Source organism: Amycolatopsis sp. PS_44_ISF1, from assembly GCF_032335455.1.
GTDB lineage: Bacteria > Actinomycetota > Actinomycetes > Mycobacteriales > Pseudonocardiaceae > Amycolatopsis.
Map to the genome: position 1 here is coordinate 1,484,939 of NZ_JANUXO010000001.1, position 13,191 is coordinate 1,498,129.

Below are 13,191 nucleotides of genomic sequence, written 5' to 3' on the forward strand. Positions count from 1 at the left end.
GTGCTGCTCGAAGCTGTCGCGACGTCGGCCTGACGTCGTTCGTCCGCAGACTAGCCGCCTTGGGCCTTCTTGCCCGCAACGTTGCTCCGGTCGGGTTACCGGCCCGCGGGCCGACGTGGGCCAGCTCACCGGATAGATAGTTGCCCTACGCAACCTTCCGAAGATAAACTTGTACTGCACAACCAATTGGGTGGCCGACCGGCGCCCGGCCCGGGAGGATCCGATGAGCTCTGCCGAAGACGTCAGGGTCGAGTTGATGCGGGAGCTGCGGGCTTCGGCCCAGCTCCAGCACCTGTGGATCATGCAGGCGTGGCAGGAGGAACCCGGTCTGCACCCGGCCGCCGGAATGCTGCTGTCCGACCTCGTGAAGCACGGTGAGGCGCGGCCGTCCGAGCTGGCCAAGCGCCGGCTGGTCGACCTCTCCGTGATCAGCCGCCAGATCGCCCAGTTGCAGGCCGCGGGCCTGATCGAGCGCCGCCCGGCCCCGCAGGACGGGCGCGCGTCGCTGATCAGCGTGTCCGAGAAGGGCCGCGGAGAGCTGGAGCGCTGGCGCGAGCAGTACCTGGCCTTCTTCGAGAGGGCCCTGCTGGGATGGGACGAGGAACGGATCGCCGACCTGACGACCCGGCTCGCCGAAATGAACGGCGATCTGCGCACGGTGCTGGGCTCCCCGGTCTGCGCGGCGGATCAAGCCGGAACGTCGGGAAAGTGAGAGAAGAGCGTTGAGTACCACGGTTACCGGTGAGCCGATGACGCACCGGCAGATCATGAAGGCCTTCTCCGGCCTGCTGCTGGCCCTGCTGGTGGCGATGCTGTCCTCGACCATCGTGTCGAACGCGCTGCCGACCATCATCGCCGATCTGCACGGCTCGCAGAGCCAGTACACCTGGGTGGTCACGGCCACCCTGCTGACCTCCACCGCGACCACCCCGATCTGGGGCAAGCTCTCGGACCTGTTCAGCAAGAAGCTGCTCTACCAGCTGGCGATCGTGATCTTCACGCTCGGCTCGGCGCTGGGCGGCATCTCCGGCTCGATGCCCGAGCTGATCGCCTACCGCGCGCTCCAGGGTGTCGGCCTCGGCGGCCTCCAGGCGCTGATCCAGGTGGTCATCGCCGCGATGATCGCGCCGCGCGACCGGGGCAAGTACTCCGGCTACACCGGCGCGGTGTTCGCCGTGGCCACCGTCTCCGGGCCGTTGATCGGCGGCCTGATCGTGGACTCGCCGCTGGGCTGGCGCTGGTGCTTCTGGGTCTGCGTGCCGATCGCGGTGATCGCGTTCGTGGTGCTCGGCCGCACGCTGAAGCTGCCGGTGCTCAAGCGCAAGGTGCGGATCGACTGGCTGGGCGCGACCCTGCTGGTCGGCGGCGTCGCCCTGCTGCTGATCTGGGTCTCGCTGGCCGGGACCAGCTTCGGCTGGGCCTCGTGGTCGAGCGTGGCCTACGTCGGCGGCGCGGTGGTCGCGTTGGCGCTGGCGGTGTTCGTCGAATCCCGGGCCGCGGAGCCGGTGATCCCGCTGCGCCTGTTCCGCAACCGCACCTTCACGCTGTCGGTGCTGGCCTCGCTGGCCGTGGGCACGGCGATGTTCGGCGGCTCGGTCTTCCTCGGGCAGTACTACCAGATCTCGCGCGGGTTCTCCCCCACGCACGCCGGGCTGATGACCCTGCCGCTGGTGCTCGGCCTCGCGCTCGCCTCGACCGGCGCCGGCCAGGTCATCTCGCGCACCGGCCGCACCAAGCCGTTCATGATCGCCGGCGGCGCCTCGCTGCTGGCCGGGCTGTTCCTGCTCAGCACGGTGGACCACACCACCGACCTGACGCTGATGGGCGCCTACCTGGCGCTGGTGGGCCTCGGGCTCGGGTTCCTGATGCAGAACCTGGTGCTGGTGGTGCAGAACACCGTGGCGATGAAGGACATGGGCGCGTCCTCCTCGGTGGTCACCTTCTTCCGCTCGCTCGGCGGCGCGGCGGGGGTCTCGGCGCTGGGCGCGGTGCTCGCCGCGCACGTCGCCACGAACATCACGAACTCGCTCACCCGCCTCGGCCTCCCGGCCGGCGGCGCGGTGCACGGCGGCGGCGGGACCCTCGACATCGGTTCGCTGCCGGTCGCGCTGCAGCCGGTGGTGCGCGCCGCCTTCGGTGACGCCACGGGCACGGTGTTCCGGTTCGCGGGCCTCATCGCGGTGGTCACGTTCCTGGCGGTGATCTTCCTGAAGGAGGTCCCGCTGCGCCGGACCCTGGACGCGGACGCCGCGCCCGCCGTGGTCGAGATCGAGGCCACGGGCCCGGCGACGGCGCTGCGCGGACGGGTGCTCGACGCCGACGGCCGCCCGGTCCCGGGCGTGGTGCTCACGCTGACCGACGCTTCGGGCCGCCAGGTCGACGTGGGCCGCACCGGCCGCACTGGCGAGTACTCGCTGAACGGGTCCGAAGGCAAGCACGTGCTGCTGGCCACGGCCGGCTCGCTGCGCCCCAGCGTGTCGACGGTGCACCTGGCCGAGCGCCCGGTCTGGCACGACCTGCTGCTGGACGGCGCGGGCGGTTGCGCCGGCCGCGTCCGCACCGCCGGTCGTCACGCGGCGGTCCCCGGCGCGATCCTGACGGTCACCGACAGCGCGGGCGCGGTCGTCGCCTCGTCCTTCACCGGTCTGCCGGCCGGCTCGTACACACTGACCGTTTCGGCCTACGACCACCAGCCGCACCGCGAACCCCTGTCCGTGACCACCGGCACCTCGCTGCGCCACGACGTGGTGCTCGAACCGGAGGGCGAGTTCGCCCGCCACACCGGCACGCTGGGCTGAAGCCCCGCTTCCGCGAAGAGCCCCGGCGTTGGCGCGCCGGGGCTCTTCGCGCAGTGCCTCGATCACCGCCGGCGCACCCCGGCTCGCCGAACCCCGCCGGTGGAGTCGATCCGCCCCGGGATCAGGACCACCGGGTCGTTCCACTCGTTCTACTGCCTGTGGCATTCGGACCCCGGCGGAGTCTCCGTCCGGACCTGACCTCCCGGCCGCGCCCGGCGGTAACGTCGATCGGGTGACGCGGAGCCGGGTGGCCCTGCTGTGGGCGCTGGGGGTCGACAATTTCGGCTCGGGCCTGTTCCTGCCGCTCGCCCTGGTCTACGTCACGCGGGTGGTGGGGCTGCCGCTGCCCGTCGCGGGAACCGCGGTGACCCTCGGGACGACGGCCGGGCTGGTGGTGCCGCCGCTGGCCGGGCGGCTGGTGGACCGGACCGGGCCCCGGGCGGTGGTGGTCGGCGCGCAACTGCTGCAGGCGGCCGGGGCGGGCGCCTACGTGCTGGCGGACGGGGTCTTCGCGGTCGTCGTGGCGGCGGTGCTGCTGGGGGCCGGGCAGCAGTTGTTCTACAGCAGTCTGTTCGCCCTCATCGCGGACGTCGCGGGTGACGGGCCGAAGGACCGCCCGTTCGCCGAGGTCGGCATGGTGCGGTCCGGCGGGTTCGGGCTCGGCGGGCTCACCTCCTCGGTCCTGCTGACCTGGTACGGCGAAGCGGGTTACAGCGTGGCGCTCGCCGTGGACATCGGCACCTTCCTGGCCTCCGCCGGACTGGTCGCCTCGGTGGTCCGGCCCGCGGTCCGGCGGTCCCGGCGCGCGGCGGGCCGCGCCGGGGTGCTGCGCAACCGGCCCTACCTCGCGCTCATCCTGTTCAGCGGGCTGTTCGGCCTCTCGCTGGACTTCTTCCTGGTCGGGACGCCGGTGTTCGTGCTCGACCTGCTGCACGGCCCGGCCTGGCTGCCCGGCACCATCCTCGCCCTGCTCACCGTGGTCACCAGCGTCGGCGGCACGCTGGCGCTGCGGCTCACCCGCCGGCTCAACCGGATCGAGGCCATGCGCGGCGGCTCCGCGCTGTTCGCCGCCTGGTGCCTGGTCAGCCTCGGCGTGCTGCTGGTCCCGCCGGACTGGCAACCGGCCTACCTGCTGGCCGCCACGCTGGTCTACGCGGCGGGCGACCTGGTCTTCGGCCCGCGTTCCGGCGCGCTCGCCGAGGCCGCGGCGCCCCCGGAGGCGAGGGGGCGCTACCTCGCGGCGTTCCAGTACGCGTTCACCGTCGCTCAGGTGCTGGCCCCGGCGGTGGTCGCCTTGTTCTCCGTGGCCGCTTGGCTACCCTGGGTGCTGATCGGGGTCTGCGCTTGCCTCGCCGTGGCCGGGCTCGGCCGGCTGGAGCCGAGGTTGCCCGCGGAAGCCGTGACACCGATTCAGAGTTGAGCGGAACAGACTCAAGTTTTCTGACGTTGTACCTGTCGACTGGCCTTGGTCAGGGCTGTCACCTGGACTTTCCACAGACACATGAGGTGAGGGATGGACGCTTTCAACCCGACCACGAAGACCCAGCAGGCGATCTCCTCGGCGGCGCAGGCGGCCACCATGGCCGGCAACCCGCACGTTTCGGCCGCTCATCTGCTGGGCGCCCTGCTGGCGCAGGGTGAGGGGCTGACCGCTCCGCTGCTGACCGCGGTCGGGGCCGACCCCGGGGTGGTGCACAAGGAGCTCGAACCGATCATCAGCGGGCTGCCGTCGGCGACCGGTGCGACGGTGTCGAGCCCGCAGTTCGACGCGCCCGCGGTCAAATCGCTGACGCAGGCGCAGAAGCTCGCCACCGAGCTGGGTGACGAGTACGTGTCGACCGAGCACCTGCTCGTCGGTCTCGCCACCGACGGTGGCCCGGTCGCCGAGCTGCTCAAGCGCCACGGCGCGACGCCGGACGCGCTGCGCGAGGCGTTCGCCAAGGTGCGCGGCTCCGCGCGGATCACCAGCGCGGACCCGGAGAGCACGTTCAAGGCGCTGGAGAAGTACGGCGTCGACCTGACCGAGCGCGCCCGGGCGGGCGAGCTGGACCCGGTGATCGGCCGGGACACCGAGATCCGCCGCGTGGTGCAGGTGCTCTCGCGCCGGACCAAGAACAACCCGGTGCTGATCGGCGAGCCGGGGGTCGGCAAGACGGCGATCGTCGAGGGGCTGGCCCAGCGAATCGTCGCCGGTGACGTGCCGGAGTCGTTGCGCGGCAAGCGCGTGGTGTCGCTCGACCTCGGCTCGATGGTGGCCGGCGCGAAGTTCCGCGGCGAGTTCGAGGAGCGGTTGAAGGCCGTGCTCAAGGAGATCACCGACTCCGCGGGCCAGGTCGTCACCTTCATCGACGAGCTGCACACCATCGTCGGCGCGGGCGCGACCGGCGAAGGCGCGATGGACGCGGGCAACATGATCAAGCCGATGCTGGCCCGCGGCGAGCTGCGCATGGTCGGCGCGACCACGCTCGACGAGTACCGCCAGCACATCGAGAAGGACGCCGCGCTGGAGCGGCGCTTCCAGCAGGTGCTGGTCGGCGAGCCGTCGCCGGAGGACACCATCGCGATCCTGCGCGGGCTCAAGGAGCGCTACGAGGTGCACCACGGGGTCCGGATCACCGACGCCGCGCTGGTCGCCGCCGCCACCCTGTCCGACCGCTACATCACCGCCCGGTTCCTGCCGGACAAGGCGATCGACCTGGTCGACGAGGCCGCGTCCAAGCTGCGCATGGAGATCGACTCGCGGCCGGTGGAGATCGACGAGGTCGAGCGGGCCGTGCGCCGGATGGAGATCGAGGAGATGGCACTGTCCAAGGAGGACGATGCCCCCTCCAAGGAGCGGCTGGGTGCGCTGCGGGCCGAGCTGGCCGAGAAGCGCGAGACGCTGACGGCCCTGACTGCGCGTTGGCAGAACGAGAAGGGCTCGATCGAGCGCGTCCGTGAGCTGAAGGAGCAGTTGGAGCAGTTGCGCGGTGAATCGGAGCGCGCGGAGCGCGACGGTGACCTCGGCAAGGCGGCTGAACTCCGCTACGGCCGGATCCCCGCGCTGGAGAAGGAGTTCCAGGCCGCGACCGAGGCCAGCGAGGCGAGCGCGCAGAACGTGATGCTGAAGGAGGAGGTCAGCGCCGACGACGTGGCCGACGTGGTCAGTGCGTGGACCGGCATCCCGGCCGGGCGCCTGCTCGAAGGCGAGACGGGCAAGCTGCTCCGGATGGAGGAGGAGCTGACCCGCCGCGTGATCGGGCAGGAGCGGGCGGTGCAGGTGGTGGCGGACGCCGTGCGCCGCACCCGCGCCGGTGTCGCCGACCCGGACCGCCCGACCGGCTCGTTCCTGTTCCTCGGCCCGACCGGCGTCGGCAAGACCGAGCTGGCCAAGGCGCTGGCGGAGTTCCTGTTCGACGACGAGCGCGCGATGCAGCGCATCGACATGAGCGAGTACTCCGAGAAGCACTCGGTGGCCCGCCTGGTCGGCGCCCCGCCGGGGTACGTCGGTTACGACCAGGGCGGCCAGCTGACCGAGGCCGTGCGACGCCGTCCTTACACGGTGGTGCTGCTCGACGAGGTGGAGAAGGCGCACCCGGACGTGTTCGACGTGCTCCTGCAGGTGCTCGACGACGGCCGGCTGACCGACGGCCAGGGCCGGACGGTGGACTTCCGCAACACCATCCTGATCCTGACCTCGAACCTCGGCTCGCAGGCCATCGCCGACCCGGCGCTGGACGAGCGCCAGCGCAGCGACGCCGTGCTGGAGACCGTGCAGCGGCACTTCAAGCCGGAGTTCCTGAACCGGCTGGACGACATCGTGGTGTTCCACGCGCTCGGCACCGAGCAGTTGACGTCCATTGTGGACATCCAGGTGGCCCGGCTGGCGGCGCGGCTGGCCCAGCGCCGGCTGCACCTCGAGGTCACCGACGGCGCCCGCGAATGGCTGGCGCTCAACGGGTTCGACCCGATCTACGGGGCCCGGCCGCTGCGGCGGCTGGTGCAGTCGGCGATCGGCGACCAGCTGGCGCGCAAGCTGCTGGCCGGCGAGGTCCGCGACGGCGACACCGTGCGGGTCGACCTCGCGGAGCTCGAGACGGGCGGCACGCTCTCGGTCGAGCGCGTCGACTGACCCACCCGGCGCGAACGGCCCTCCCGGCTTCGGGAGGGCCGTTCTTCACATCGGTTAAGCGATTTGTCGATGAAACCGGGGCCGGGAAACCTCGAAAGGGGCGCGCCGACACGGTGCGGTCACCGGGGTAGGAGGGGTCGGGGGCGATACCCTGGCCGACGTGGGTATCTCGGCGTGGATCTGGTTCGTCATCGCCGCCGTCGCGCTGGTGGCGGGGCTCGGGCTGCTCGCGGCCGACCGGGCCAAGGAGGGCTCGCGCAACCGGGAGCGGATGCGCTGGGCCCAGTTGCGCGGCTGGCAGTTCGTGGAGCGCGACGATCGGCTGCCGCGGCAGTGGGCGGGCGGCGCGATCGGCTACTTCGGCGCGGACGCGGCGGTGAACGTCGTCGCGGGCTCCACCTTCACCTCCGACGGCCGCCGCCCGGTGTTCATCTTCGACATCGAGTCCGAGGGCCAGGTGCCCGCGGTCGTCGTGGCTGTGCGCTGCAACAAGACGCACCGCGTGCCGGTGGAGATGTGGCTGTCCAGCGTGCCGTTCCAGCGCGAGGACATGCCCGAGATGCTCGGCCCGATCGGCCAGCGTTACGCCTTCGCCGACGACGCCGACGGCGCCCGCCAGGTGATCACGCAGGAACTCGTCGACGCGGCCGACCAGCTCGGCGGCGACGTCGGCGTGGCCTGGCTGGAGAACGAGTGGGTGCTGGCCAGCGTGACCCCCAACGCGGGCCCGTCGCGCCTGGAGCGCCTGCTGCGCGACCTCGGCGAGATCGCCGACATCGTCGACCCGTTCGACGAGGACTACGAGCCCATGGGCAGCGGCACCTACGACCCGGCCGCGACCGGCAGCGCGTACGAACCCACCGCCCGCGCGGGCCACGACCCGGCCGCGCCCGACTCGCCCGCCTACGCCCCGGCCACCGCTGGTGCCCCGACCCGGACCTGGCCCTCGGCCGACTCCCGCGCGTCGCAGACCACCGACGTCCACCCGGCGGCCGTCCAAGCCCAGGGCAGCACCGACGCCCCCTCCCCGGCCGACACCCGCAGCACCATCTCGATCGACCCGCGCGCGGCCGCCCCGGCCGATCCCCGCCCGTCGACCGGCCACAGCCCGTCCGCTCCGTCGCCCGAAGACGAGGGCTGAACGCGGCCTATCGAGGGGTGCGCCTACTGAGGCGTGATAGCCAACGGCGGCGGCCCGTCCAACGACAGGGTGCCGCGGAATGAGCTGGACGCGGCGTCGGCGGACTGCGCGGCTGGGCCCGGGACCGGGCCGAGGTCGGCTGAGGCGGGGTGGGCCGGACCGAGGTCGCCGGTCACCCGGTGTTCGGAGACCAGGTGGTCGGCCCCGGGGTGGTCCAGGCGGCCGACGAACTGGCCGAGACCGTGCTCGTCCGAGTCCACCACCACCGAACCCAGCGGCCCGGTGTGTTCGGCGTCCCCGGCCGGACGGTGCGCCCCCGTGCCGCCGCGCAGGTCGCCGGTGAAGTGGCCCGCGTCGAAGGGTCGGGCGCGGCCGAAGTCGGTGTGGCTCGGATTCCGGTTGAGCGCGTCGGCTCCGTAAGGCCGCCGGACACCGTGTTCGGCCGAGCCGTCGACGCCGGTCGCGCGGGTGTCCGGAGGGCCGGCACCCCCGAATGCGCCCGAGCCGGACCGCGTGACGTGCTGATCGCTCCCGGTGTGCAGGCGGGCCGGGGAGCCGAGCCGGACGTCGCGGTACTGGCTCCGCGAGACCGCCGTCGCACCGTTGGCCGACTTCACCGCTGTGAGTGAACCGGAACCGGCTCGATCCTGGGTCCCGGCGAGCGTGGGGCGGAGGCCGGGCAGCGCGGGGAACCCGCCCGCGCCGAGCGGCCGGACGTCGTGGTGGGACCGGCCGAGTACGCCGGGCGCGGTGTCGGCCGTGGTGCGCCGACCGTGGTCGAAAGTGCCGCTTTCCCCGTGGCGTAGCGGCAAACCCTCGATCGGCGTGGTCACCTCGGCGAGCGCGGAGGCGGGAGCGGCGAGCAGCAGCGCGAGTGGTGCCGCACTGGCAGCTACCTTGGGCAGGTAGCCGGGCTTCCGCTGGGTGTGCTTGCCCATGCGCCGGACCCTACGTCCCGCCCAGCGCGAATGCACATTCGTCCCCCCGCCCGGGGTAGGTTCACCCCCATGACCGCCACCGCCGTGATCACCGGCGCCACCGCCGGGATCGGCGCGCAGTTCGCGCGCCGGCTAGCCGCCGAGAAGCTCGATTTGGTGCTCGTCGCCCGTGACGAAGCCCGCCTCACCGCGTTCGCGGCGGAGCTGGCCGAACGCCACGGGGTGAGCGTCGAGGCCGTGTCCGCGGATCTGTCCGAAGTAGACGGGCGTGCCGTGGTCGAGGAGCTGCTCGCCGCCCGTGAGGTCGACCTGCTGGTGAACAACGCGGGCTTCGGACTGAACGGCCAGTTCTGGGAGATCCCGCCCGACGACCTGCAGCGCCAGCTCGACGTGAACGTCACCGCCGTGCTCCGCCTCACCCGCGCGGTGCTGCCCGGCATGGTCGAGCGCGGCCGCGGCGACATCGTGAACGTCTCCAGCGTCGCCGGCTTCTTCAGCGGCCGCGGCTCCACCTACACCGCCAGCAAGAACTGGGTCACCTCGTTCACCGAGGGCATCGCGACTTCGCTGCCGCCGGGGCTGCGCATGATGGCCCTCTGCCCCGGCTTCACCTCGACCGAGTTCCACGAGCGCGCCGGCCTGGAGAAGGAGGGCCCGAAGGCGCTCTGGCTCGGCGTCGAGCAGGTGGTGGACGAGGCGCTGGCCGACCTGCGCCGCGGCAAGGTGATCTCCGTGCCGAGCCTGCAGTACAAGGTGCTGGTCGCGGTCGGCGGGCTGGTGCCGCGCGGGGTGCTGCGCCGGATCAGCGGCCGCATCGGCAACCGCGGCCGCACCTGAGGTAGGGCTGTCCCCACCCCGTCCCGGCGAGCTGGCACCAGGGTGCGCGCCCGCGGTCCGGCCTAGCGTTTTCCCATGACGACTGGGTGGAACGAGGCGGTCCGGCTCGAAGCGGTCCGCAAGGAGTACGGGCGCGTCACCGCGCTCGACGGGGTGAGCCTGGCTTTCCCGCGCGGTGGGTTCACGGCCGTGATGGGGCCGTCGGGCTCGGGCAAGAGCACCTTCCTGCACTGCGCCGCGGGCCTCGACCGGCCCACCTCGGGCTCGGTCCACCTCGACGGCGAGGACCTGGCCACGCTGTCGGAGACCGCGCGGACCAAGCTGCGGCGCGATCGCGTCGGGTTCGTCTTCCAGGCGTTCAACCTCCTGCCCGCGCTCACCGTCGAGCAGAACGTGGTGCTGCCGCTGCAACTCGCGCGCCGGCGCGTGGACAAGCGGCTGGTGGCGGGGATGCTGGCGCACGTCGGGCTGGCCGACCGCCGCAAGCACCGGCCCGGTCAGCTCTCCGGCGGCCAGCAGCAGCGCGTCGCCATCGCGCGGGCGCTGGTGACGCGCCCGGCCGTGCTCTTCGCCGACGAGCCGACCGGTGCGCTCGACACCCGCACCGCGGCCGACGTGCTGGGCCTGCTCCGTCAGTCCGTGAGCGACGGCTTGACCGTGGTGATGGTGACGCACGATCCGGTCGCCGCCGCGCACGCCGACCGCGTCGTCTTCCTCGCCGACGGGCAGGTGGCCGACGAGCTGGCTCGCCCGAGCGCCGAGGCGGTCGCCGAGCGGATGACGCACCTGGGCGCGTGGGCCGGCCGGCGTCGGGCCGTCGTGGGCGGCGCCTGATGTTCCGCCTCGCCGTGCGCTCCCTCCGCCTCCGCAAGGGCGGTTTCGTCGCCACCTTCGTGGCCGCGTTCTTCGGCGCCGTGATGATCTCGGCCTGCGGCGCCCTGATGGAGACGGGCATCCGCGCCGACGCTCCGCCGCAACGGCTCACGGCCGCGCCGATCGTGGTCGCCGGTGCCCAGGAGTTCCGGCTTCCCCAGCAAGATCCGGGCGGGAGCGGGAAGCACAAGACCGAGAGCGCGACCCTGACCGAGCGCGTCCGGCTGGACGCGCGCCTGGCGGACCGGCTCCGCGCCACGCCGGGTGTGTCCACTGTGGTCAGTGAAGTCAGCTTCCCGGTGGTGCTGCCGGACACGAGCGCGCTGGGCCACGCCTGGGATTCCGCCGGGCTGACGCCGTACGCCCTCACCGCCGGGCACGCGCCCGCCGTGGGCGAAGTGGTGATCGACGCCGGGCTGGCCCGGGAAAGGGGCTTGGCGCCGGGTGGCTCGTTCGCCTTCGCGGCCCACGGTGCCGCGGCGGCCTACCGCGTCGCCGGGATCGCCGAAGCCCCGCACGCCACCAGCCGGCCCGCGGTCTTCTTCGCGGCCCCTGACGCCGAGCGCCTGGCCGGGCACCCCGGCCAGGTCGACGACTTCGGCGTGTTCACCGACCAGGACCCCGCGGCCGTCGCGGGGCGGATCGCCGGGATCGGCGACGCGGTGGTGCTGACCGGTGACGACCGTGGCCGCGCCGAATTCCCGGAAGCCGCGTCCGGTGGCGAAAACCTGGTGGTGCTCTCCGCCGTGACCGGTGGACTGTCCACTTTGGTCGCGGTTTTCGTGGTCGCGAGCACGCTGCTGCTCTCGACCCAGCAGCGGCAACGGGAACTGGCCCTGCTGCGCGCCATCGGCACCACCCCGCGCCAGTTGCGCCGGATGGTGCTGGGCGAGGCGCTGGTCGTCGGCCTGCTCGCCGCCGGGGCCGCCGCCGGGCTCGGCCCGCTGCTCGGCCGCTGGCTGTTCGACCGGCTGACCGGCGCCGGCGCGGTGGCCGGGGTGGTCGAGTTCCACCTCGGCTGGCTCCCGCGCGTGGTCGCCGCGGGCGCGACGCTGCTGGCCGTGCTGGTCGCGGCGTTCGTCGCGGGCCGCCGGGCCGGTCGGGTCCGCCCGGCCGAGGCCCTGGCCGAATCGGCCGTGTCGCGCGGGTGGCTGACCCCGGTGCGGCTGGTCGTCGCCGTGCTGGGCTTCGGCGGGGGGACGGCGCTGGGCATCGTCACGCTGGCCGTGATGACCGGTCCGGTCGCGGCGAGCACGGCCGGGCCCGCGGTGATGCTGTGGGCGGTCGGCGTCGCGGCGATCGGCCCCGGCGTGACCAAGCTGGTGGCCGCGCTGCTGCACCTGCCGGTGCGCGCGTTCGGCGGGGTGGTCGGGCGGATCGCGCTGGTCAACACCCGGGCCGGGGCGCTGCGGGTCTCGGGCGCGGTCACGCCGATCGTGCTGGCCGTCGGCATCGCCACGGCGAACATCTACCTCCAGACCACCCAGCAGGCCGTCTCCCGGCAGGCGTTCACCGAAGACCTGCGCGCGGACGCCGTGGTCGCCGCGCCGGCCGGGGTGACTCCCGAACTGACGCGCCGGATCCAGCAGGCCCCGGGCGTCGGCGGTGCCTCGGAGTACGTGACCAGCACCGTGTTCGTCACCGAGCCGTTCGACGACAGCCAGGACGGGGACGGCAGCGACGCGATCGGGGTCACCGGCGCGACGGCCGCGCGGGTGCTGTCGGTCGAGGTCACCGCGGGCCGGCTCGACGCGCTCGTCGGCGAGGCCGTCGCGCTGCCGGACACCCTCGCCGCGGAGCTGCACCGGACCGTCGGCGACCGGGTCACCCTGCGGCTCGGCGACGGGAGCCCGGCGGACGTCCGCGTGGTCGCGCTGGTCAAGCAGCGCCCCGGGGCCGAGCGGCTGGTGCTCCCGGCCGGGCTGCTCGCCGCGCACACCACCGCCGGCCTGCCGGCGCGGCTGCTGGTGCGCGCGGCCCCGGGCGTCGGCGCGGCTGCGCTCATCGCGAGCCTGAAGACCGCGACCGCGGGTCTGCCGGTTTCGGTCGGTGACCGGGATTCACTCGTCGCCGCGCACGCGAAGGGCGACGAGGTCGGCGCGTGGGTCAACTACCTGATGATCGGGATGATCATCGCCTACACGGTGATCTCGGTGGTGAACACGCTCGTGATGGCCACCGCGCGGCGTCGGCGCGAGTTCGGCCTGCAACGCCTCGGCGGCTTCACCCGCCCGCAGGTGCTGCGGATGGCCGGGGTCGAAGGCGGGCTGGTCGCGACGATCGGGGTGCTGCTCGGCACCGTCGTCTCGGCCGGTGCGATCGTGCCGTTCTGCCTGGTGGCCAGCGGCTCCGTGCTGCCGAGCGGCCCGGTGTCGATCTACCTGTCCGTGGTCGGGATCGCCGTGGCGCTCGCGCTGGGCGCCTCGCTGGGGCCGGCCTGGGCGGCCACCCGGGCCCGGCCGATCGACGCGGTCGCGGCCGGGGAGTGAGCCG

8 protein-coding genes and 1 pseudogene are annotated in these 13,191 nt (G+C 73.1%); 8 read left to right on the top strand and 1 reads right to left on the bottom strand.

Annotation, left to right across the window (positions count from 1 at the left end; translation table 11 throughout):
• Nucleotides 1-223 precede the first annotated feature (223 nt).
• The 5 genes and pseudogenes from NYF13_RS06715 to NYF13_RS06735 all read left to right on the top strand — a co-directional run.
• Entirely contained in the window at nucleotides 224-712 is a 489-nt protein-coding gene (locus tag NYF13_RS06715; RefSeq protein ID WP_315654904.1) for a MarR family winged helix-turn-helix transcriptional regulator, read from the top strand.
• Nucleotides 713-749: 37 nt separating this feature from the next.
• Complete coding sequence (locus NYF13_RS06720; RefSeq protein WP_315654906.1) at nucleotides 750-2,798, top strand: MFS transporter; 2,049 nt, start codon at nucleotides 750-752, stop codon at nucleotides 2,796-2,798.
• 232 nt (nucleotides 2,799-3,030) lie between these two features.
• Nucleotides 3,031-4,218 carry an MFS transporter gene (locus tag NYF13_RS06725; protein ID WP_315654909.1) on the top strand — a complete coding sequence of 396 codons (1,188 nt, stop codon included), beginning with the start codon at nucleotides 3,031-3,033 and terminating at the stop codon, nucleotides 4,216-4,218.
• 93 nt (nucleotides 4,219-4,311) lie between these two features.
• Nucleotides 4,312-6,909, top strand: a complete 2,598-nt coding sequence (gene clpB / locus NYF13_RS06730; RefSeq protein WP_315654910.1) for an ATP-dependent chaperone ClpB — start codon at nucleotides 4,312-4,314, stop codon at nucleotides 6,907-6,909.
• Nucleotides 6,910-7,069: 160 nt separating this feature from the next.
• Nucleotides 7,070-7,714, top strand: a pseudogene (locus NYF13_RS06735) (hypothetical protein); the annotation flags it as partial.
• A gap of 359 nt (nucleotides 7,715-8,073) precedes the next feature.
• On the opposite strand, the gene NYF13_RS06740 reads toward NYF13_RS06735, so the two are convergent.
• Nucleotides 8,074-8,988 carry a hypothetical protein gene (locus tag NYF13_RS06740; protein WP_315654912.1) on the bottom strand — a complete coding sequence of 305 codons (915 nt, stop codon included), beginning with the start codon at nucleotides 8,986-8,988 and terminating at the stop codon, nucleotides 8,074-8,076.
• Between the two features lie 69 nt (nucleotides 8,989-9,057).
• On the opposite strand from NYF13_RS06740, the gene NYF13_RS06745 reads away from it, so the two are divergent.
• The 3 genes from NYF13_RS06745 to NYF13_RS06755 all read left to right on the top strand — a co-directional run bounded on the left by NYF13_RS06745 (nucleotide 9,058) and on the right by NYF13_RS06755 (nucleotide 13,187).
• Complete coding sequence (locus NYF13_RS06745; RefSeq protein ID WP_315654915.1) at nucleotides 9,058-9,825, top strand: SDR family oxidoreductase; 768 nt, start codon at nucleotides 9,058-9,060, stop codon at nucleotides 9,823-9,825.
• A gap of 75 nt (nucleotides 9,826-9,900) precedes the next feature.
• Nucleotides 9,901-10,659: an ABC transporter ATP-binding protein gene (locus NYF13_RS06750; RefSeq protein WP_315654917.1), complete on the top strand. Its 759-nt coding sequence runs from the start codon at nucleotides 9,901-9,903 to the stop codon at nucleotides 10,657-10,659.
• On the top strand, nucleotides 10,659-13,187 hold the full coding sequence (locus NYF13_RS06755) for an FtsX-like permease family protein (RefSeq protein WP_315654918.1): 2,529 nt from the start codon (nucleotides 10,659-10,661) through the stop codon (nucleotides 13,185-13,187). The genes NYF13_RS06750 and NYF13_RS06755 overlap by 1 nt, the downstream gene beginning before the upstream one ends.
• Nucleotides 13,188-13,191 lie beyond the last annotated feature (4 nt).